The sequence below is a fragment of the Acidovorax sp. genome, from assembly GCF_047607405.1.
Classification (GTDB): Bacteria; Pseudomonadota; Gammaproteobacteria; order Burkholderiales; family Burkholderiaceae_C; genus Acidovorax.
On sequence record NZ_JASGDA010000115.1, the window covers coordinates 1 to 19,040 of the forward strand.

21 protein-coding genes and 2 tRNA genes are annotated in these 19,040 nt (G+C 66.7%); 17 read left to right on the top strand and 6 right to left on the bottom strand.

Annotated features, from left to right (window positions below; all coding sequences use genetic code 11):
• Together QM569_RS13995 and QM569_RS14000 are read right to left on the bottom strand one after the other, a co-directional pair.
• On the bottom strand, positions 1–150 hold a 150-nt coding region (locus tag QM569_RS13995; RefSeq protein ID WP_414987870.1), incomplete at its 3' end, for a helix-turn-helix domain-containing protein.
• A gap of 119 nt (positions 151–269) precedes the next feature.
• Complete coding sequence (locus QM569_RS14000; RefSeq protein WP_414987845.1) at positions 270–1,466, bottom strand: amino acid aminotransferase; 1,197 nt, start codon at positions 1,464–1,466, stop codon at positions 270–272.
• Between the two features lie 118 nt (positions 1,467–1,584).
• Here QM569_RS14000 and uvrB point away from each other — a divergent pair, with 118 nt between their 5' ends.
• From uvrB to QM569_RS14080, 16 genes are all read left to right on the top strand, one after another.
• Positions 1,585–3,672, top strand: a complete 2,088-nt coding sequence (gene uvrB / locus QM569_RS14005; RefSeq protein WP_414987846.1) for an excinuclease ABC subunit UvrB — start codon at positions 1,585–1,587, stop codon at positions 3,670–3,672.
• A gap of 227 nt (positions 3,673–3,899) precedes the next feature.
• Positions 3,900–4,436 (top strand): Fe-S cluster assembly transcriptional regulator IscR, encoded by a 537-nt coding sequence (gene iscR, locus QM569_RS14010; RefSeq protein ID WP_414987847.1) that lies wholly within the window; start codon positions 3,900–3,902, stop codon positions 4,434–4,436.
• A gap of 80 nt (positions 4,437–4,516) precedes the next feature.
• Entirely contained in the window at positions 4,517–5,737 is a 1,221-nt protein-coding gene (locus tag QM569_RS14015) for an IscS subfamily cysteine desulfurase (protein ID WP_414987848.1), read from the top strand.
• Between the two features lie 79 nt (positions 5,738–5,816).
• Positions 5,817–6,215: a Fe-S cluster assembly scaffold IscU gene (gene iscU / locus QM569_RS14020; RefSeq protein ID WP_414987849.1), complete on the top strand. Its 399-nt coding sequence runs from the start codon at positions 5,817–5,819 to the stop codon at positions 6,213–6,215.
• A 4-nt stretch (positions 6,216–6,219) separates the two neighbouring features.
• Positions 6,220–6,543: an iron-sulfur cluster assembly protein IscA gene (gene iscA / locus QM569_RS14025; RefSeq protein WP_414987850.1), complete on the top strand. Its 324-nt coding sequence runs from the start codon at positions 6,220–6,222 to the stop codon at positions 6,541–6,543.
• Between the two features lie 62 nt (positions 6,544–6,605).
• A complete protein-coding gene (gene hscB, locus QM569_RS14030) occupies positions 6,606–7,124 on the top strand; it encodes a Fe-S protein assembly co-chaperone HscB (protein WP_414987851.1) in 519 nt (172 codons plus the stop codon).
• A 36-nt stretch (positions 7,125–7,160) separates the two neighbouring features.
• Complete coding sequence (hscA, locus tag QM569_RS14035) at positions 7,161–9,020, top strand: Fe-S protein assembly chaperone HscA (RefSeq protein WP_414987852.1); 1,860 nt, start codon at positions 7,161–7,163, stop codon at positions 9,018–9,020.
• Position 9,021: 1 nt separating this feature from the next.
• On the top strand, positions 9,022–9,360 hold the full coding sequence (gene fdx / locus QM569_RS14040) for an ISC system 2Fe-2S type ferredoxin (RefSeq protein ID WP_414987853.1): 339 nt from the start codon (positions 9,022–9,024) through the stop codon (positions 9,358–9,360).
• A gap of 2 nt (positions 9,361–9,362) precedes the next feature.
• Positions 9,363–10,079, top strand: a complete 717-nt coding sequence (gene dnaQ, locus QM569_RS14045; protein ID WP_414987854.1) for a DNA polymerase III subunit epsilon — start codon at positions 9,363–9,365, stop codon at positions 10,077–10,079.
• A 38-nt stretch (positions 10,080–10,117) separates the two neighbouring features.
• Positions 10,118–10,192, top strand: a tRNA-Val gene (locus QM569_RS14050).
• Positions 10,193–10,223: 31 nt separating this feature from the next.
• Positions 10,224–10,298: transfer RNA gene (locus tag QM569_RS14055), tRNA-Val, on the top strand.
• Positions 10,299–10,368: 70 nt separating this feature from the next.
• Positions 10,369–11,418 carry a histone deacetylase family protein gene (locus QM569_RS14060; RefSeq protein WP_414987855.1) on the top strand — a complete coding sequence of 350 codons (1,050 nt, stop codon included), beginning with the start codon at positions 10,369–10,371 and terminating at the stop codon, positions 11,416–11,418.
• The gene (locus QM569_RS14065) at positions 11,415–12,518 is read left to right on the top strand and encodes an NAD(P)/FAD-dependent oxidoreductase (protein ID WP_414987856.1); all 1,104 of its coding nucleotides are present in this window, start codon (positions 11,415–11,417) and stop codon (positions 12,516–12,518) included. Before QM569_RS14060 ends, QM569_RS14065 begins: the two co-directional genes overlap by 4 nt.
• Before the next feature lie 97 nt (positions 12,519–12,615).
• Positions 12,616–12,918, top strand: coding sequence for a DUF883 family protein (locus tag QM569_RS14070; protein WP_414987857.1), 303 nt, complete (start codon positions 12,616–12,618; stop codon positions 12,916–12,918).
• A 21-nt stretch (positions 12,919–12,939) separates the two neighbouring features.
• Entirely contained in the window at positions 12,940–13,335 is a 396-nt protein-coding gene (locus tag QM569_RS14075) for a phage holin family protein (RefSeq protein WP_414987858.1), read from the top strand.
• On the top strand, positions 13,335–13,631 hold the full coding sequence (locus QM569_RS14080) for a hypothetical protein (protein ID WP_414987859.1): 297 nt from the start codon (positions 13,335–13,337) through the stop codon (positions 13,629–13,631). The genes QM569_RS14075 and QM569_RS14080 overlap by 1 nt, the downstream gene beginning before the upstream one ends.
• On the opposite strand, the gene QM569_RS14085 is transcribed toward QM569_RS14080, so the two are convergent.
• Positions 13,621–14,685: a quinone-dependent dihydroorotate dehydrogenase gene (locus QM569_RS14085; protein ID WP_414987860.1), complete on the bottom strand. Its 1,065-nt coding sequence runs from the start codon at positions 14,683–14,685 to the stop codon at positions 13,621–13,623. The genes QM569_RS14080 and QM569_RS14085 overlap by 11 nt on opposite strands.
• A 40-nt stretch (positions 14,686–14,725) precedes the next feature.
• On the opposite strand from QM569_RS14085, the gene rpiA reads away from it, so the two are divergent.
• A complete protein-coding gene (gene rpiA / locus QM569_RS14090; RefSeq protein ID WP_414987861.1) occupies positions 14,726–15,415 on the top strand; it encodes a ribose-5-phosphate isomerase RpiA in 690 nt (229 codons plus the stop codon).
• Positions 15,416–15,431: 16 nt separating this feature from the next.
• On the opposite strand, the gene QM569_RS14095 is transcribed toward rpiA, so the two are convergent.
• Genes QM569_RS14095 through folD form a run of 3 tightly spaced genes read right to left on the bottom strand, consistent with a single transcriptional unit; the run spans position 15,432 to position 19,027 of the window.
• Positions 15,432–16,064, bottom strand: a complete 633-nt coding sequence (locus QM569_RS14095; RefSeq protein WP_414987862.1) for a glutaredoxin domain-containing protein — start codon at positions 16,062–16,064, stop codon at positions 15,432–15,434.
• A 28-nt stretch (positions 16,065–16,092) separates the two neighbouring features.
• On the bottom strand, positions 16,093–18,144 hold the full coding sequence (locus QM569_RS14100) for a M3 family metallopeptidase (RefSeq protein ID WP_414987863.1): 2,052 nt from the start codon (positions 18,142–18,144) through the stop codon (positions 16,093–16,095).
• Between the two features lie 31 nt (positions 18,145–18,175).
• A complete protein-coding gene (folD, locus tag QM569_RS14105) occupies positions 18,176–19,027 on the bottom strand; it encodes a bifunctional methylenetetrahydrofolate dehydrogenase/methenyltetrahydrofolate cyclohydrolase FolD (protein ID WP_414987864.1) in 852 nt (283 codons plus the stop codon).
• Positions 19,028–19,040: the final 13 nt, after the last annotated feature.

Below are 19,040 nucleotides of genomic sequence, written 5' to 3' on the forward strand. Positions count from 1 at the left end.
ACCCGCGTTGCGCTTGCATTCTCGGCTGATGGTGCTGGGGCTGCGGCCCAATGCCCTCGCTATGGCTCGCAGGCTCTGCTTTTGCTGTAGCCCCAGCGCTATCGCATGGCGCTCCATCTCGCTCAGCTGTTCGTAGGTGTTCTCTGTCATGGGGCCTCAATTTTGAAGGGGGGTTGCACTTCAGATTTGAGGCCGCCAAGCGCTAGCGGCCAAAAAGACCATGAAAAAACCGCCTTGCGGCGGTTGTTTCAAAGCAGGGCTTGCGCGGCTTACACGACCTTGGCGATGGACTGGCAGACGTAGTCGATGTTCTTGCTGTTGAGCGCCGCCACGCACATGCGGCCCGTGTCGGTGCCATAGACGCCGAACTCGTTGCGCAGGCGCACCATCTGGTCTTTGCTGAGGCCCGAGTAGCTGAACATGCCGATCTGCGTGGTGATGAAGCCCATGTCCTGCTTCACGCCAGCGGCCTTCAGGCCATCGACGAGCTTCTGGCGCATGGCCTTGATGCGCACGCGCATTTCGCCCAGCTCTTTCTCCCACAGGGCGCGCAGCTCGGGGTTGTTCAGCACGGCGGCCACCACGGCGCCGCCGTGGGTGGGCGGGTTGCTGTAGTTGGTGCGGATGACGATCTTCAGTTGCGACAGCACGCGCGCTGCTTCTTCCTTGTCGGTACACAGCACCGACAGGCCGCCCACGCGCTCGCCGTACAGGCTGAAGCTCTTGCTGAACGAGGTGGAGACGAAGAAGTTCAGGCCCGCGGCGACGAACTTGCCGATCACGGCGCCGTCTTCCGCGATGCCGTGGCCGAAGCCCTGGTAGGCCATGTCGAGGAAGGGGGTCAGGCCCTTGGCCTTGACCACGGCGATGACCTGGTCCCACTGCGCGGGCGTGATGTCGTAGCCCGTGGGGTTGTGGCAGCAGGCGTGCAGCACGACGATGGTGCCGGGCGCGGCGGCGTTCAGGCTGGCGAGCATGCCGTCGAAGTTGACGCCGCGCTTTTCGGCGTCGTAATAGGCATACGTGCCGACCTCGAAGCCCGCGTTGGTGAACAGGGCGCGGTGGTTCTCCCAGCTCGGGTCGGAGATGAGTACCTTGGCATCAGGGCTGACCTTCTTCAAAAAGTCTGCGCCGATCTTCAGGCCGCCGGTGCCGCCGATGGCCTGCACGGTGGCGACGCGGCCCGAGGTGACGGGCTCGCTGTCGGCGCCGAACACCAGGCCCTTGACGGCGTTGTCGTACGCCACGATGCCGTCGATGGGCAGGTAGCCGCGCGCGGTGGGCTTTTCCATCAGGGCCTTTTCAGCCGCCTGCACGCAGGCAAGCAGGGGCAGCTTGCCGTTGTCGTCGAAATACACGCCCACGCCCAGGTTGACCTTGTGGGGGTTGGCGTCGGCGTTGAATTGCTCGTTGAGGCCCAGAATGGGGTCGCGGGGGGCCATTTCGACGGCGGTGAACAGAGACATGAAGATCCTTGGGGAGTGAGGTTGCAGCGGTGGTCAGTGGCGGGGAATCCAGGCGTGGTGTACCGTGCCGGGTTCCGCCGATTTTAACGATCAGCGCTCAAACCACGTTGACCACCCCATGCCCCAGCCCACAGAAGTCACCACGGAAAAGCCAGACGGCACCTTCGTCCGCTTCCCCGATTCGCCTTTCGAGCTGTTCCAGCCGTACCCGCCCGCAGGCGACCAGCCCGAGGCCATCGACAAGCTGGTGGAAGGGCTGCACGATGGCGAAGCCTTCCAGACCCTGCTGGGCGTGACGGGCTCGGGCAAGACCTTCACGATGGCCAACGTGATCGCCCGCATGGGCCGCCCGGCCATCGTGTTCGCGCCCAACAAGACGCTGGCCGCGCAGCTCTACAGCGAGTTCCGCGAGTTCTTCCCGCACAACGCGGTGGAGTACTTCGTGAGCTACTACGACTACTACCAGCCCGAAGCCTACGTGCCGCAGCGCGATCTGTTCATCGAGAAGGACTCGGCCATCAACGAGCACATCGAGCAGATGCGCCTGTCGTGTACCAAGAGCCTGATGGAGCGGCGCGACGTGGTCATCGTGGCCACGGTGTCGGCCATCTACGGCATTGGCGAGCCGCAGAGCTACCACCGCATGGTGATGACGCTGCGCGTGGGCGACAAGATGGGCCAGCGCGACGTGATCGCGCAGCTCATCCGCATGCAGTACCAGCGCAACGAGCAGGACTTCAGCCGGGGCAAGTTCCGCGTGCGCGGCGACACCATCGACGTGTTCCCGGCCGAGCATTCCGAGCTGGCGATCCGCATCGAGTTGTTCGACGACGAGGTGGAGAGCCTGCAGCTCTTCGACCCGCTGACCGGCCGGGTCAGGCAGAAGATTCCGCGCTTTACCGTCTATCCCAGCAGCCACTACGTGACGCCGCGCGACAAGGTGCTGGCCGCCGTGGACACCATCAAGATCGAGCTGGCCGAACGGCTCAAGCAGTTGGTTCAGGATGGCAAGCTGGTAGAGGCGCAGCGGCTGGAGCAGCGCACGCGGTTCGACCTGGAGATGTTGAGCGAAGTAGGGCACTGCAAGGGCATCGAGAATTACACGCGCCACCTGTCGGGCTCGGCGCCGGGCGACCCGCCCAGCACGCTGACGGACTACCTGCCGGGCGACGCCATCATGTTCCTGGACGAGAGCCACCAGATGATCGGGCAGCTCAACGCCATGTACAGCGGCGACCGCTCGCGCAAGACCACGCTGGTGGAATACGGCTTTCGCCTGCCGTCGGCGCTGGACAACCGGCCACTGAAGTTCGAGGAGTTCGAGCGGCGCATGCGGCAGGTGATCTTCGTCTCCGCCACGCCCGCCGACTACGAAAAGACCCACTCCGGCCAGGTCGTGGACCAGGTGGTGCGCCCCACCGGCCTGGTGGACCCCGTGGTGGAAGTGCGCCCCGCCACCCACCAGGTGGACGACGTGCTGCAGGAGATCCGCATCCGCGTGGAAAAGCGCGAGCGCGTGCTCATCACCACGCTGACCAAGCGCATGGCCGAGCAGTTGACCGACTACCTGACCGACAACGGCGTGAAAGTGCGCTACCTGCACAGCGATGTCGATACCGTGGAGCGTGTGGAGATCATCCGCGACCTGCGCCTGGGCGCGTTCGACGTGCTGGTGGGCATCAACCTGCTGCGCGAGGGGCTGGACATCCCCGAGGTGTCGCTGGTCGCCATCCTCGACGCGGACAAGGAAGGTTTTCTGCGCGCCGAGCGCAGCCTGATCCAGACGATAGGCCGCGCGGCACGCAACCTGAACGGCAAGGCCATCCTGTACGCCGACCGCGTGACCGACTCCATGAAAAAAGCCATCGGCGAGACGGAGCGCCGCCGCGCCAAGCAGATCGCCTACAACGAGGAGCATGGCATTACGCCGCGCAGCATTGTCAAGCGGGTAAGAGACCTGATTGACGGCGTGTACAGCGAAAAAGCGGGCAAGGACGCCGAGCGGCTGGAGCAGGAAGCGATGCAGCGCGCGCAGGTGCAAGACATGTCCGAGAAGGACGTGGCGCGCGAGATCAAGCGGCTGGAAAAGCAGATGCTGGAGCACGCGCGCAACCTGGAGTTCGAGCAGGCAGCCCGCGTGCGCGACCAGTTGGCGCACCTCAAGAACCAGGCTTTCGGCGCCCCAGGCCGCGACGCCGTGCCGTGAGTTGGACAGCTACGGGTAAAACGCGACTGCCGGGTCTTTTATCCCGACCAATTCAATAGGGATTTGTGCTATACTCGCACAAAATACTCAAGAAAACAGCCCGACGATGAAGGGCTCTGCCAGGCCGATACAACGGCTTGCGCGGAGAAGGGGGCGGAGACGGTGCCTTGCGGGCCAACAGCCTGTGGAGGCGATTCCTTCCACGTCTTAAGCACAAGGAGCTTGCGATGCGTCTCACAACCAAAGGCCGTTTTGCGGTCACCGCCATGATCGACCTGGCCCTGCGCCAGAACAACGGCCCCGTCACGCTGGCCGCGATCAGCCAGCGCCAGCAGATTTCGCTGTCGTACCTGGAGCAACTGTTCGGCAAGCTGCGCCGCCATGAACTGGTGGAGTCCACGCGCGGCCCCGGCGGCGGCTACACGCTGGCGCGCAAGGCGGGCGACATCACGGTGGCCGACATCATCGTCTCGGTGGACGAGCCCATCGACGCCACCCAGTGCGGCGGCAAGGAAAACTGCCTGGGCGAAGCGGGCCGCTGCATGACGCACGAGCTGTGGGCCTCGCTGAACCAGCGCATGGTCGAATTTCTGGACTCCGTCACGCTGCAAAAGCTGGTGGACGACCAGCTCGCCAAGGGCGTGCAGATCGAGGACAAGCCCGTGCTGCGCCGCGCTATCTCGACGACGCCGGTGGTCAAGCCCATTCGCGTGAACGCACCGAATTCCGTCTTCGCGCTGGGTAACGCCTTCGCCAAATCCTGAGCCTCGGGGCGTGGGTGTCGGCCTGCGGGTCGGCGCCGCCCTGAGCGATCACCCCACCAATTCCTAGCAAATTGCAAGCCATGGACATGACTCCGCACTTCCCCATTTACCTTGACTACGGCGCCACGACCCCGGTGGATCCGCGCGTGGTGGACGCCATGATCCCCTGGCTGCGCGAGCACTTCGGCAACGCCGCGTCGCGCAGCCACGCCTGGGGCTGGGAGGCCGAGGAAGCTATTGAAAAGGCCCGCGTCCAGGTGGCAGACCTGATCGGCGCCGACCCGCGCGAGATCGTCTGGACCAGCGGTGCCACCGAGTCCACCAATCTCGCGCTGAAAGGCGCGGCGCACTTCTACCAGGGCAAGGGCAAGCACCTCATTACGCTCAAGACCGAGCACAAGGCCACGCTGGACACCCTGCGCGAGCTGGAGCGCCAGGGCTTTGACGTGAGCTACCTCGACGTGAAGGAAGACGGCCTGCTCGACCTGGACGTGTTTAGGGCCGCCATCCGGCCCGACACCATCCTCGCCAGCATCCTGTTCGTGAACAACGAGATCGGCGTGATCCAGGACATCGCCGCCATCGGCGCCATCTGCCGCGAAAAGGGTGTGCTGCTGCACGTCGATGCCGCGCAGGCCACAGGCCGCGTCGAGATCGACATGGGCAAGCTCCCCATCGACCTGATGAGCATGACCGCGCACAAGACCTACGGCCCCAAGGGAATCGGCGCGCTGTACGTGCGCCGCAAGCCCCGCGTGCGGCTGGAGGCGCAGATGCACGGCGGCGGCCACGAGCGCGGCATGCGCTCGGGCACGCTGCCCACGCACCAGATCGTGGGCATGGGCGAGGCCTTCCGCATCGCCAAGGAAGAAATGGCCGAGGGCAATGCCAAGGCCCACGCGCTGCAACAGCGTTTGCTGAACGGTTTGAAGGACATCGAGCAGGTCTTCATCAACGGCAGCCTGGAACACCGCGTGCCGCAGAACCTGAACATCAGCTTCAACTACGTGGAAGGCGAGTCGCTCATCATGGGCATCAAGGGCTTGGCCGTCTCCAGCGGCTCGGCCTGCACGTCCGCCAGCCTGGAGCCCAGCTACGTGCTGCGCGCCCTGGGCCGCAGCGACGAACTGGCGCACAGCAGCCTGCGCATGACCATCGGCCGCTTCACCACCGAGGAAGAAATCGACTACGCCATCACCACCATCCGCGAGAACGTGGCCCGCCTGCGCGAACTCAGCCCGCTGTGGGAGATGTACAAGGACGGCGTTGACCTCTCCACCATCCAGTGGGCGGCGCACTGAGCATCGAAATTTGAATCAAATCGGCCGCCAGCGCTTGTCCATCAAGCGCAAGCAGCTATGAAAAGAGGAGTAAAAGACCATGGCCTATTCCGACAAAGTCATTGACCACTATGAAAACCCCCGCAACGTCGGCTCCTTCGACAAGGGCGACGACACCGTGGGCACCGGCATGGTGGGCGCGCCCGCCTGCGGCGACGTGATGAAGCTGCAGATCAAGGTGAACCCGCAGACCGGCGTGATCGAGGACGCGCGCTTCAAGACCTACGGCTGCGGCTCGGCCATCGCCTCGTCTTCGCTCGTCACCGAATGGGTCAAGGGCAAGACGCTGGACGAAGCCGCCGCGCTCAAGAACAGCGTGATCGCCGAGGAACTGGCCCTGCCGCCCGTCAAGGTTCACTGCTCCATCCTGGCCGAAGACGCCATCAAGGCCGCCGTGAGCGACTACAAGGCCAAGCACGGTGCCGCCCAGCCCGCCTGACGCCATGGCCATCACGCTGACCGAAGCCGCCGCCCGGCACGTCACCCGCTACCTGTCCCGCCGGGGCAAGGGGCTGGGCGTGCGCCTGGGGGTCAAGACGACAGGGTGCTCGGGGCTGGCCTACAAGCTTGAATATGTCGATGAGGCCGCGCCCGAGGACATCGTGTTCGAGAACCACGGCGTCAAGGTGCTCATCGACCCCAAGAGCCTGGCCTACATCGACGGCACCGAGCTGGACTTTGTGCGCGAAGGGCTGAACGAGGGCTTCAAGTTCAACAACCCCAACGAGCGCGACCGCTGCGGCTGCGGGGAGAGCTTTCGGGTCTGAGCCGAGGCTTTCTTACGTCTTCCTGGTCCAACACAAACCGCCCAACGGCGGTTTTTTCTTGTATGAATCTCCACTCCGACGACTTTGAACTCTTCAGCCTGCCGCGCCGCTTCGCGCAGGACCGCAGCGCCATCGACACGCGCTGGAAGGAGCTTCAGCGCGAGGCCCATCCCGACAGGTTCGCGGCGCAGGGCGCTGCCGCGCAGCGCGTGGCGATGCAGTGGTCGGTGCGTATCAACGAGGCGTACCAGCGCCTGAAAGACCCGCTCCAACGCGCCGCCTACCTGTGCGAACTGCACGGCGCACCCATCCGCGCCGAGGACAACACGGCCATGCCCGCGGCCTTCCTGATGCAGCAGATGGAATGGCGCGAGGCGCTGGAAGAAGCCATCACAGTGCCCGCGCTGGACGCCCTGCAAGACGAGGTGGACGCTGCCCGCGCCCGTGCCTTGTCCACGCTGGACTGGCTGTTTGACGAAAAGGGGGACTACGCCGCTGCCGTTCAGCAAGTCAGAGCCCTCATGTTCATTGCGCGATTTGCCGACGACATCGAGCGCCGCCGGGAGCAACTGGGACAATAGCGCCCGGCTTTATCAAGACAAGACCCACACGATTACATGGCGCTTCTGCAGATCTCCGAACCCGGCCAGTCCCCCGACCCGCACTCGCGGCGCATCGCCGTCGGCATCGACCTGGGCACCACGCATTCCCTCGTAGCCGCCGTGCGCAACGGCGTGGCCGAATGCCTGCCGGACGGCGAGGGCAGGGTGCTGCTGCCCTCCGTGGTGCGCTACCTGGGCGGCGGCAAGCGCCAGATCGGCCACGACGCGCTGGCCGCGCAGACGCAGGATGCGCGCAACACCATCGCATCGGCCAAGCGCTTCATGGGGCGCGGCCTGCAGGACGTGGCCGAGGCGGGCAAGCTGCCCTATGACTTCATCGCCACGACGCAAGGCATGGTCAGCCTGGACACCGCCGACGGCCCCAAGTCCCCCGTCGAGGTCAGCGCCGAAATCCTCGCCACCCTGCGCTATCGTGCCGAGGACACCTTCAACGACGACCTGTACGGCGCCGTCATCACCGTGCCCGCCTACTTCGACGATGCCCAGCGCCAGGCCACCAAAGACGCCGCCAAGCTCGCGGGCATCCATCTGCTGCGTCTTATCAACGAACCCACCGCCGCGGCCATCGCCTACGGCCTGGACAACGCGAGCGAGGGCGTCTATGCCGTCTATGACCTGGGCGGCGGCACCTTCGACATCTCCATCCTGCGCCTGACCCAAGGCGTGTTCGAGGTCATCGCCACCGGCGGCGACTCCGCCCTGGGCGGCGACGACTACGACGCCGCGCTGGCCGATTGGGTGCTGCAGCAAACCGGCGCCCAGGCCGTCACGGCGGCGGATAAATCCATCGTGCGCAGGGCCGCGCGGGCTTGCAAAGAGGCGTTGACTGCTTCCAATTCAGTAGCATTCAGCGCAGAGCTATCAAGCGCTAGCGTGCAATTTGACGTAAAACAATCCGACTTCGAGGCCGCCACCGCTCACCTCACCGCCCGCTCCATCGCCGCCGTGCGCCGCGCCCTGCGCGATGCGCAATTGGGCAAGGGCGACGTGCAGGGCGTGGTCCTGGTCGGCGGCTCCACCCGCATGCCCCAGGTGCGCCGCGCCGTGGCCGAGTTCTTCGGCACCGAGCCGCTCACCAACCTCAACCCCGACGAAGTCGTGGCCCTGGGCGCGGCCATCCAGGCCAACCAGCTCGCGGGCAACAACGCGGCGGGCGATCTGCTGCTGCTTGACGTGATCCCGCTGTCGCTGGGCATCGAAACCATGGGCGGCCTGGTCGAGCGCATCGTGGCGCGAAACGAGACGATTCCTACCGCCCGCGCGCAGGACTTCACCACCTACAAGGACGGCCAAACGGCATTGGCAATCCACGTGGTGCAGGGCGAGCGCGATTTGGTGCAGGACTGCCGCAGCCTGGCGCGCTTTGAGCTGCGCGGCATCCCGCCCATGGCCGCAGGCGCGGCGCGCATCCGCGTCACCTTCACGGTCGATGCCGACGGCCTGCTGAACGTGAGTGCGAAGGAGCAGACCAGCGGGGTCGAAGCGCGCATCGACGTGAAGCCGTCCTACGGCCTGTCGGATGATCAGATCGCCCGCATGCTGCAAGACGGCTTCGCCACTGCCGCGCAGGACATGAAAACCCGCGCCGTGGTCGAGGCCCGCGTGGATGCCGACCGCATGCTCCTGGCCACGCAAAGCGCGCTGGACGCTGATGGCGACCTGCTGACCGATGCCGAGCGCGCCCGCATCGCTGAACTGATGCAGGCCCTGCAACACGACCGCGACGCGCAGGACGCCGCCGTCATCGAAGCCGCCACCGAAGCCCTCGCCAAAGGCACCGAAGCCTTCGCCGCCCAGCGCATGAACCGGGGCATCCAACAAGCCTTGGCAGGCAAGAACGTACAGAACATTTGAAATGCCCGTCATCAAGATACTCCCCCACGCCGAATATTGCCCCGAGGGCGCAGAAATCACCGCGCCCGCAGGCACGTCCATCTGCGAGGCGCTGCTCGACAACAAGATCAACATCGAGCACGCCTGCGACATGAGCTGCGCCTGTACCACCTGCCACGTCATCGTGCGCCAGGGGCTGGAATCGCTGAACGATGCCGAGGAAGAAGAGGAGGACTTGCTCGACCGCGCCTGGGGCCTCACGCCGCAATCGCGCCTGTCGTGCCAGGCCATCCTGGCGCAGAAAGACCTGGTGGTGGAGATCCCCAAATACACCATCAACCACGCCAAGGAGAACCACTAGCCATGTCGCGCCAGATCGTTCTCGACACCGAAACCACAGGCCTGTCCGCCGACAACGGCGACCGCATCATCGAACTGGGCTGCGTGGAACTGCTCAATCGCAAGCTCACCGGCAACAACCTGCACCTGTACTTCAACCCGGGCCGCGACAGCCATGAGGACGCGCTGAAAGTCCACGGCATCAGCAATGAGTTCCTGAAGGACAAGCCCAGGTTCGAGGACGTGGCCGAAGACATCCTGCAATACCTGCAAGGCGCCGAAATCATCATCCACAACGCCGCGTTCGACGTGGGCTTCTTGAACAAGGAACTGGAGCTGACCGGTCGCCCCGCCTTCCACACCTACGTCGAAAGCATCACCGACACCTTGGCCATGGCCAAGGAGATGTATCCCGGCAAGCGCAACTCGCTGGACGCCCTGTGCGACCGCCTGGGCGTGGACAACTCGGGCCGCACGCTGCACGGCGCCTTGCTCGATGCTGAACTGCTGGCCGATGTCTATATCAACCTCACGCGCGGCCAGGACGCGCTGCTCATAGCGGACGACGCGCAGGGCAGTGCTGGCCGGGGCACGGTCGCAGCCGCCATCGACCTGCGCGCCATCGCGCTGCCCGTGCTGCGCGCCAGCGAGCAGGAGCGGGCGGCGCACGAGGACGTGCTCGCACAGATCGACAAGGCCAGCGGCGGCAAGACGGTTTGGCGGCTCGCCCAGACGGCCTGAAAACCTGTGCCATAATGGCGGGCTGTCGCAAACGGCACGGGTGATTAGCTCAGCGGTAGAGCACTGCCTTCACACGGCAGGGGTCACATGTTCGATCCATGTATCACCCACCACGCTTGCAACAGTTCTCTCGCCTCGCGCGACGGGTGATTAGCTCAGCGGTAGAGCACTGCCTTCACACGGCAGGGGTCACATGTTCGATCCATGTATCACCCACCAATACCAACCCCTGCGGATTTGCATCCCCAGGGGTTTTTTCTTTGGTTTTGCCCGCTACAGTGTCTGAACCATGCTCACCTTTCACAACCCCTTGCACCAGGGCCACGCCCCCGTCCATGAATTCTTTCGCGGCGAGCGTGTGCCGTGTTTCGAGAAGCCCGCGCGCGTGGACTATGTGCAAAAGGCCCTGCGCACACGCGGCCATGCCCTGGCGGCGCCTGACGTGGACAGCGCGCCCGTGCTGGCCCAGGTCCACGCGCCGCGCTACCTGGCCTTCTTGCAAAGCGCCTGGCAGCAATGGCTGGCGCTGGATGCGGGCAATGCCGCCGTGCAGCCCTTTCCCTCGGTCTGGCCCGTGCGCTCGCTGCGCAGCGACGTGGAGCCAGAGAACTTCGTGGCTCGCCTGGGCCTGTACTCCATGGACAACGGCACGCCCCTGGCCGAAGGCACCTGGGCGGCGGCCAAGGCAGGGGCCGATGCGGCTGCCAGCGCGGCGGCCCGGGTGGCGCAGGGTGCCCGCGCCGCCTTCTGCTGCACACGCCCGCCGGGCCACCATGCCGGGGCGGACTTCATGGGCGGCTATTGCTTCATCAACAACGCCGCCGTGGCTGCCCAATGGCTGCGCAACCATGGCGCGCAGCGGGTCGCGCTGCTGGACGTGGACTACCACCACGGCAACGGCACGCAGAGCATCTTCTACGGTCGGTCCGATGTGCTGTTCGTCAGCATCCACGGCGACCCGCGCACCGAATACCCCTTCTACCTGGGCCATGCCGACGAGACGGGTGAAGGCGAGGGCGCGGGCTTCAACCTGAACCTGCCGCTGCCTGCGGGCACCACTGCGGCCCGCTGGTTCGATGCGCTGGAGCAGGCGTGCATGCGCATCGTGCAGCACCGTGCCGACGCGCTGGTGGTGTCGCTGGGGCTGGACACGTTCGAGGGCGACCCGATCTCGCGCTTTGCGCTCACGTCGGCGGACTTCACCCGGCTGGGCGAGCGCCTGGCCGGGCTGGGACTGCCCACGGTGTTCGTGCTTGAAGGCGGCTACGCGGCGGTCGAACTGGGCACCAACGCCGTCAACGTGCTCGAAGGCTTCGATTCCAAGGCGGTGGCGCCATGACCGATACCGTTGATTGCGTGGTGATCGGCGCCGGCGTGGTGGGCCTGGCTGTTGCCCGCGCCCTGGCGCTGCAGGGGCGCGAGGTGTTGGTGCTGGAGGCGGCCGGCGCCATCGGCACGGGCACGAGTTCGCGCAACAGCGAGGTCATCCACGCCGGTCTGTATTACCCCACGGGCTCGCTGAAGGCGCGGCTGTGCGTGCAGGGGCGGGACCTGCTCTACGCCTACTGCGCCGAGCGCGGCGTGCCGCACCGCCGCTGCGGCAAACTGCTGGTGGCCACGTCGCCCGCGCAACTGCCTGCGCTGGAGTCCATCCAGGCCCAGGCCCTCGCCAACGGGGTGACGGACTTGCGCCTTCTCAGCCGCGACGAGGCACGCGCCCTGGAGCCCGCGCTCGAGTGCGTGGCCGCGCTGCATTCGCCCAGCACCGGCATCGTGGACAGCCATGGGCTGATGCTGGCGCTGCAGGGCGACCTGGAGCATGGGGGCGGGATTTTGGCATTAAATTCGCCTCTAGCGCTTATGGAGTATGCACAGGGAGCTATCAATGTAATAGCAGAAGACGGTACGCAGCTACGAGCGAACACCGTGGTCAACGCGGCGGGCCTGCGTGCGCCAGAGCTGGCCGCCCGCATCCAAGGGCTGGACGCGGCACACGTGCCCACGGCCCGCTACGCCAAGGGCAGCTACTTCACGTTGACCGGCAAGGCGCCGTTCAGCCGCCTGATCTACCCCGTGCCCGAGGCGGCGGGCCTGGGCGTCCACCTGACGCTGGATTTGGGTGGGCAGGCCAAGTTCGGCCCCGACGTGCAGTGGGTGGACTCGCCGGATGACCTGCTGGTGGACCCGGCGCGCGGCGACGCTTTCTATGCCGAGGTGCGCAAATACTGGCCCGCACTGCGCGACGGCGCGCTGGCGCCGGGGTACGCGGGCATCCGCCCCAAGATCCATGGCCCTGGCGAGCCCGCGGCCGACTTCGTGATCCAGGGGCCTGCCGTGCATGGCATGGCGGGACTGGTCAACCTGTTCGGCATCGAGTCGCCGGGCTTGACGAGCGCGCTGGCCATTGCGGAGCATGTGGCGGGGCTTTGCAATGCGTAACCGTTTGCGCCATCGTCCTACGGGATCCTTGGGCCACGGGCGGCTAAGATGAAACCGAAGACCATTCCCCATCACCGTCATTCTTTGAAAGGCATGTATGACTTCTGAAACGACTACCTCGACCCAGGGCGAACTGGAGAAGCTGGTGACCGACCTGCGCGGCCTGCTGGCCAGCAAGGAGCTGGATGCCGTGCCAGAAATCAAGCTGCTGCGCCAGCGCCTGGACGACGGCATGCACAGCGTGCGCGACTCCGCCGTGCGCGCCGCGCAGGAAGCAGCCCGCCAGGCCAAGGAGGCAGCGCAGGCCGCCGACCGCTACGCGCACGACGAGCCGTGGCGCGTGGCCGGCGGGGCGCTGGCCGTGGGCGCGCTGGTGGGCTTTCTGCTGGCACGCCGCTGACCATTGCGGGATGGCCTGGGCATGAACTGGCTTTCACTGCTGGGGCTGGACGCGTTCGCGGCCCGCTGGCGCGCCAATGTGATCGAGGGCGCGATCGCCGCCGAAGACCGCGTGGCGCTGGCCCGCCTGGAGTGGCGGGACCAGAAGCAGCGCCTGCGGCAACTGCTGGTGCTGACCATCGTGGTGGCCGGGCTCACGGTGGTGGCGCTGACCATGCTGTCCATGGCCGTGCTGGTGCATTTCTGGGACACGCCCCACCGCTTGCTGGCTGCGTGGCTCGTGGCGGGTGCATGGGTGCTGGGCTGGGCCGGTGCGCTGGCCGCGCTGGTGTCGGTGATGCGGTGCATGGGCAATGGCTTTGCCCTGACGCGCCAGGAACTGGCGCAGGATTGGCGCGACATCAAGGAGCGGCTGTGATGACGAACCCCCATGAGCCCACTGCCGAACAGCAGCGCGTGCTGGATCGCATCGCCCAGCAGCGCGAGCGCCTGCGTGCGCGGCATGCCGCAAGGGCGCAGTCCCTGGCCCTGGTGAAAGAGAGCGGCCGTGCGGTCAACCCGGAAGACCCCCTGGCGCTGCGCCTGGCGACGTTTGCGCGCGAACACCCCATGGCCCTGGCTGTGGTCGCGGGTGCTGCGGTCGTGGCCGGACCGCGCAGGCTGGTCCGCTGGGCAGGCGTACTGATGCCGCTGTTGATGCGCATCAAGCGCTGAGTCGCGCCTGCGTCTGGATGGCCCGGGCGGCGCGCGCCACCAGGGCCGGGCCTTCGTAGATCAGGCCGGTGTAGATCTGCACCACGTCCGCGCCCGCGCGGATTTTGCTCACCGCGTCCTCGGCGCTCAGGATGCCGCCCACGCCGATGATGGGGTAGCGGCTGCCCAGCGCGGCGCGCAGTTGACGGATCACCTGGTTGCTAGCTTCCAGCACCGGCGCGCCGCTGAGGCCGCCGGTTTCCTCGGCATGGCGCATGCCTTGCACCGCAGAGCGGCTGATGGTGGTGTTGGTGGCGATCACGCCATCCATGCCGTGGCGCTGCAGCGTGGCGGCGATCACGCTGACCTGGGCCTCGTCCAGGTCGGGGGCAATCTTCACGAACACGGGCACGCGGCGGGCGTGCTGGCTTGCCAGGGCTTCTCGGCGCTCGGCGATGGCGCCCAGCAGGGCATCCAGCGCCTCGTCGCTCTGCAGCGCGCGCAGGTTCTTGGTGTTGGGCGAGCTGATGTTCACCGTCACGTAGTCGGCATGCGGATACACGCCTTCCAGGCAGGTCAGGTAGTCGCTGGTGGCGTTCTCGATGGGCGTGGCCGCGTTCTTGCCGATGTTCAGCCCCAGCAGCATGCGGTGCTTGCGCGGCTGCGATCGGAAGCGCGCCTGCTGCACGTTGTGCAAAAAGGCGTCCAGCCCCTCGTTGTTGAAACCCAGGCGGTTGATGAGGGCGCGGGCCTCGGGCAGGCGGAACATGCGCGGCTTGGGGTTGCCGGGCTGGGCCTTGGGCGTGACGGTGCCCACCTCGACGAAGCCGAAGCCCATGGCGCCCAAGGCGTCGATGCAGCGGGCGTTCTTGTCCAGGCCCGCCGCCATGCCCACGCGGTTGGGAAAGGTCAGGCCCGCGAGCTGCACCGGGTCGTCCACCGTCTCGTTGCACCAGGCCCATTGCAGGGGCGTGCGCTGGCCGCGTGCCAGCATGTTCATGGTGACTTCGTGCGCGGTCTCGGCGTCCAGGCCGAAGAGAAAAGGGCGGGTGAGGGCGTAGGGGATGAGGGACATGGAGCAACGATAATTCGGGGATCACCTTCGATTTTCTCCCATGACGCACACCGCCCCCCTGACCCAAGACGAGTTGAAAACCCTGGTAGGCCAGGCCGCGCTGCAATACGTGGTGCCCGGCGAGATCGTGGGGGTGGGCACCGGCTCCACCGTCAACAAGTTCATCGACGCGCTGGCGACCATCAAGGGCCAGATCAAGGGGGCCGTCTCCAGCTCCGTGGCGAGCACGGAGCGTTTGAAGGCCCTGGGCATCCCGGTGTTCGACGCGAACGAGGTCGAATCGCTGTCCGTCTATATCGACGGCGCCGACGAGATCGACGGCCAGGGCCACATGGTCAAGGGCGGCGGCGCGGCGCTCACGCGCGAGAAGATCGTGGCGGCGCTGGCGGGCCGCTTCGTGTGCATTGCCGACGAATCCAAGCTGGTGGCGGCATTGGGGCGCTTTCCGCTGCCCGTGGAGGTCATTCCCATGGCAGCCGCCCACGTGGCGCGCCGCTTTGCCGCCATGGGCGCCCAGGCCGCGCTGCGCCTGAAGCACGGCCAGCCACTGGTGACCGACAACGGCCAGCACATCCTGGACGTGAAGGGCCTCACCATCACCGACCCGCTGGCCTTCGAGTCTGGGGTGAACCAGTGGCCCGGCGTGGTGACGGTGGGGGTGTTTGCGCACCAGAAGGCGTCGGTGTGCCTTCTGGGCACGTCGCAGGGCGTGAAAACCCTGGCCTACTGAGTGCAATAACTACTGCTCAGAAGGTGATGCCAGCCGGGTTGCTGGGCGTGCGGGCCGGGGCTGGCGCCGGGCGGGCGGGGGCGGATGCCGCAGCGGGCGCAGGGGCAGGCGCCGCTTCCTTCGCGGCCACCAGCGGTGTCGGTGCAGGCGCGCGGTAGTTGCGCGGCAGTTGCGACTGCTTGGGGTAGCCCGCCGCGTCCAGGTACTGCGTCCACTCGGCGTCCGAGAAACCCGCGAGCTGCTGGCCGCCGATGGTGCCGAAGGGCAGGCTGGTGCTGCCGCTCAGGCGATGCAGCGCCTCGATGTCTTCGTTGCTGGTGACGGTGCGTTCGGTGAACGGCACGCCGCGCGAGGTGAGCAGGTTGCGTGCCGCCGCACAGGGGGCGCAGTCATTGCCGGTGTAGAGCGTGACAGGGAAGCGGCCCGCCACCTGGCGCAGTTCATAGGGCAAGGTGCTGTTGGCACTGGGCGCCGCCGCCGTGGCCGCGCGCGCGGGCTGGGCGCTGCCTTCTGCCGGAGGGCGGTCGGAGAAGGCCACCTTGCCGTCCGGGCCGACGATGCGATAAATGCCCTGGGCCTGTGCGCTGGCGCAGGCCAGCGTCATCAGCACAGACGCGAGCAGGGGCGTGGTGAGTGGCTTGTGCATCATGGCTTCATTCTCCTCGTTCGCGGGGTGTTCAGGCAACCGGCGCCTCGGCCATGCCCTGGTGGCGCAGCAGCGCGTCCAGCGTGGGCTCGCGGCCCCGGAAAGCCTTGAAGGATTCCATGGCGGGGCGGCTGCCGCCCGCTTCCAGGATGGCCTGGCGGTAGCGGCGACCGGTTTCGGCGCTGGGCTGGCCGTCGCTGCCCGCGGTTTCCTCGAAGGCGGCGTAGGCGTCGGCGCTCAGCACCTCGGCCCACTTGTAGCTGTAGTAGCCCGCCGCATAGCCGCCCGCGAAGATGTGGCTGAAGGTGTGCGCCGTGCGGCTGAAGGGCGGTGGTTGCAGCACCGCAACCTCGCTGCGCACCTGGGCCAGCAGCGGCATGAAGTCCTGGGCCGGGTCATGCGCGGTGTGCAGCAGCATGTCGAACAGCGCGAACTCGATCTGGCGCAGCGTGCCCATGCCGCTCTGGAAGTTCTTGGCGGCGATCATTTTGTCGAACAGCGCGCGGGGCAGGGGCTCGCCCGTGTCCACATGGGCGGTCATGTGCCTGAGCACGTCCCATTCCCAGCAGAAGTTCTCCATGAACTGGCTGGGCAGTTCCACGGCGTCCCATTCCACGCCGCCGATGCCGGACACGTCGCGCTCGTTCACCTGCGTGAGCATGTGGTGCAGACCGTGGCCGAATTCGTGGAACAGGGTGATCACGTCGTCGTGCGTGAGCAGCGGCGGCTTGCCATCCACGCCCTCCGCAAAGTTGCAGACCAGGTGCGCCACGGGCGTTTGCAGCACGCCCGTGTCGGGGCGCAGCCAGCGGGTGCGCACGTCGTCCATCCAGGCGCCGCCGCGCTTGCCAGTGCGGGCGGGCTGGTCCAGGTAGAACTGGCCGACGAGCTGGCCGTTGCGCTCGATGCGGTAGAACTCCACGGCGGGGTTCCACACGGGGGCCGTGTCGCGGCGGATCGCCACCTCGAACAGCGTCTCGATGATCTTGAACAGGCCCGCCAGCACCTTGGGCGCGGTGAAGTACTGCTTGACCTCCTGCTCGCTGAAGGCGTAGCGCGCTTCTTTGAGCTTTTCGGAGACGTAGGGCCAGTCCCAGGCTTGCGGGTTGGTCAGGCCCAGGTGTTCCGCCGCGAAGGCGCGCAGGTCGGCCACGTCCTTCTCGGCATAGGGGCGGGCGCGGCGGGCCAGGTCGCGCAGGAAGCGCACGACCTCGGCGGGCGACTCGGCCATCTTGGGCACGACGGAGACTTCGCCGAAGTTGGCGTAGCCCAGCAGTCGGGCTTCTTCCTGGCGCAGGGCCAGGATCTCGCGGATGAGCGCGGTGTTGTCGTACTTGCGCGCATCGCCCTCGGCCTGGTCGGACGCGCGGGTGACGTAGGCGCGGTAGAGCTTTTCGCGCAGGCTGCTGCGGGCTGCGAACTGCATGACGGGCAGGTAGCACGGCATCTTGAGCGTGAGCTTGTAGCCCGCCTTGCCCTCGGCCTGGGCCGCTGCCAGCGCGGCCTGCTGCACGTCGGCGGGAACGCCTTCCAGCTCATCCAAGGTGGCGTAGTAGGCGAAGGCGTCGGTGGCGTCCAGGGCGTTCTCGCTGAACTTCTGGCTCAGCTCGGCCTGGCGCTCCTGGATCTGGGCGAAGCGTTCCTTGGCCGCGCCGGTCAGCTCCGCGCCGCTCAACACGAAGTTGCGCACCGCGTTCTTGTGCGCCTGCCGCTGCTCGGGCGTGAGCGTGGCGGGGGCTATGGCCTTGTACTTGGCGTACAGGCGCTCGTCGGCGCCCAGGCGCGTCCAGAACTCGGTGACGCGGGGCAGGGCGGCGTTGTAGGCCGCCCGCAGCTCGGGCGTATCGGCCACGCTGTTGAGGTGGCTGACGGCGCCCCAGGCGGTGCCCAGGCGCTCCGTGGCCACGTCCAGCACCTTGGCGATGGCGGTCCAGTCGGCAGGGAAGTCAGGCGCGGTGACGGTTTCGAGCGCCTGGTTGGCGCGCTCCAGCAGCACGTCGATGGCGGGGGCCACGTGCTGCGGTGCGATGCGGTCGAACGGCGGAAGGCCGGAATAGTCGAGAAGGGGGTTGCTGCTGCTCATGCGGTGGTAGATGGCCCCGAGGGCCCTGGGTTCAAGCCGCCGTGCGTTCGGCGGCTTCGAGGGTGTTGACCAGCAGCATGGTAATGGTCATGGGGCCGACCCCGCCGGGCACGGGGGTGATCCAGCCAGCCACCTCTTTCACGCCGTCGAAATCCACGTCGCCGCAGAGCTTGCCTTCGTCATTGCGGTTCATGCCCACGTCGATGACCACGGCGCCGGGCTTGAGCATGTCGGCGGTGAGCACGTTGCGCTTGCCCACGGCGGCGACGATCACGTCGGCCTGCAAGGTCTGGGCCTTCAGGTCGGCGGTGCGCGAATGGCAGACGGTGACGGTGGCGTCCTGGCCCAGCAGCATCAGCGCCATGGGCTTGCCCACGATGTTGCTGCGGCCGATGACCACGGCGTGCTTGCCCTTCAGGCTGTAGCCGATGCTCTCCAGCATCTTCATGCAGCCATAGGGCGTGCAGGGCCAGAAGCCCGGCATGCCCGTCATCAGCGCGCCCGCGCTGGCGACGTGGAAGCCATCGACATCCTTGGCGGGCGAGATGGCCTCGATGACCTTCTGCGCGTCGATGTGCGCGGGCAGCGGCAACTGCACCAGGATGCCGTGGATGGCGGGGTCGTTGTTGAGCGCCTCGACGCGGGCCAGCAGGGCGGCCTCGGTCATGTCGGCGCCGTACTTTTCGAGCACGGAGTGCAGGCCGTTGTCCTCGCACGCCTTGACCTTGTTGCGCACATAGACCTGGCTGGCGGGGTTGTCGCCCACCAGCACCACGGCCAGGCCGGGGGTGACGCCACGGGCCTTGAGCGCGGCGGCGCGCTGCGCGACCTCGCTGCGCAGTTGGCGGGAGAGGGCGTTGCCGTCGATGAGCTGGGCGGTCATGCTGGTCCGAAAA

Bases quoted from the DNA above. Each gene is read 5' to 3' on its own strand.
- iscU (WP_414987849.1), top strand. From the start codon at position 5,817: ATGGCCTATTCCGACAAAGTCATTGACCACTATGAAAACCCCCGCAAC.
- QM569_RS14075 (WP_414987858.1), top strand. From the start codon at position 12,940: ATGAACTGGCTTTCACTGCTGGGGCTGGACGCGTTCGCGGCCCGCTGG.
- folD (WP_414987864.1), bottom strand. From the start codon at position 19,027: ATGACCGCCCAGCTCATCGACGGCAACGCCCTCTCCCGCCAACTGCGC.
- fdx (WP_414987853.1), top strand. From the start codon at position 9,022: ATGCCCGTCATCAAGATACTCCCCCACGCCGAATATTGCCCCGAGGGC.
- hscB (WP_414987851.1), top strand. From the start codon at position 6,606: ATGAATCTCCACTCCGACGACTTTGAACTCTTCAGCCTGCCGCGCCGC.
- QM569_RS14100 (WP_414987863.1), bottom strand. From the start codon at position 18,144: ATGAGCAGCAGCAACCCCCTTCTCGACTATTCCGGCCTTCCGCCGTTC.
- QM569_RS14070 (WP_414987857.1), top strand. From the start codon at position 12,616: ATGACTTCTGAAACGACTACCTCGACCCAGGGCGAACTGGAGAAGCTG.
- QM569_RS14080 (WP_414987859.1), top strand. From the start codon at position 13,335: ATGACGAACCCCCATGAGCCCACTGCCGAACAGCAGCGCGTGCTGGAT.
- iscR (WP_414987847.1), top strand. From the start codon at position 3,900: ATGCGTCTCACAACCAAAGGCCGTTTTGCGGTCACCGCCATGATCGAC.
- QM569_RS14065 (WP_414987856.1), top strand. From the start codon at position 11,415: ATGACCGATACCGTTGATTGCGTGGTGATCGGCGCCGGCGTGGTGGGC.
- uvrB (WP_414987846.1), top strand. From the start codon at position 1,585: ATGCCCCAGCCCACAGAAGTCACCACGGAAAAGCCAGACGGCACCTTC.
- QM569_RS14015 (WP_414987848.1), top strand. From the start codon at position 4,517: ATGGACATGACTCCGCACTTCCCCATTTACCTTGACTACGGCGCCACG.
- QM569_RS14085 (WP_414987860.1), bottom strand. From the start codon at position 14,685: ATGTCCCTCATCCCCTACGCCCTCACCCGCCCTTTTCTCTTCGGCCTG.
- QM569_RS14000 (WP_414987845.1), bottom strand. From the start codon at position 1,466: ATGTCTCTGTTCACCGCCGTCGAAATGGCCCCCCGCGACCCCATTCTG.
- iscA (WP_414987850.1), top strand. From the start codon at position 6,220: ATGGCCATCACGCTGACCGAAGCCGCCGCCCGGCACGTCACCCGCTAC.
- hscA (WP_414987852.1), top strand. From the start codon at position 7,161: ATGGCGCTTCTGCAGATCTCCGAACCCGGCCAGTCCCCCGACCCGCAC.
- rpiA (WP_414987861.1), top strand. From the start codon at position 14,726: ATGACGCACACCGCCCCCCTGACCCAAGACGAGTTGAAAACCCTGGTA.
- QM569_RS14060 (WP_414987855.1), top strand. From the start codon at position 10,369: ATGCTCACCTTTCACAACCCCTTGCACCAGGGCCACGCCCCCGTCCAT.
- QM569_RS14095 (WP_414987862.1), bottom strand. From the start codon at position 16,064: ATGATGCACAAGCCACTCACCACGCCCCTGCTCGCGTCTGTGCTGATG.
- dnaQ (WP_414987854.1), top strand. From the start codon at position 9,363: ATGTCGCGCCAGATCGTTCTCGACACCGAAACCACAGGCCTGTCCGCC.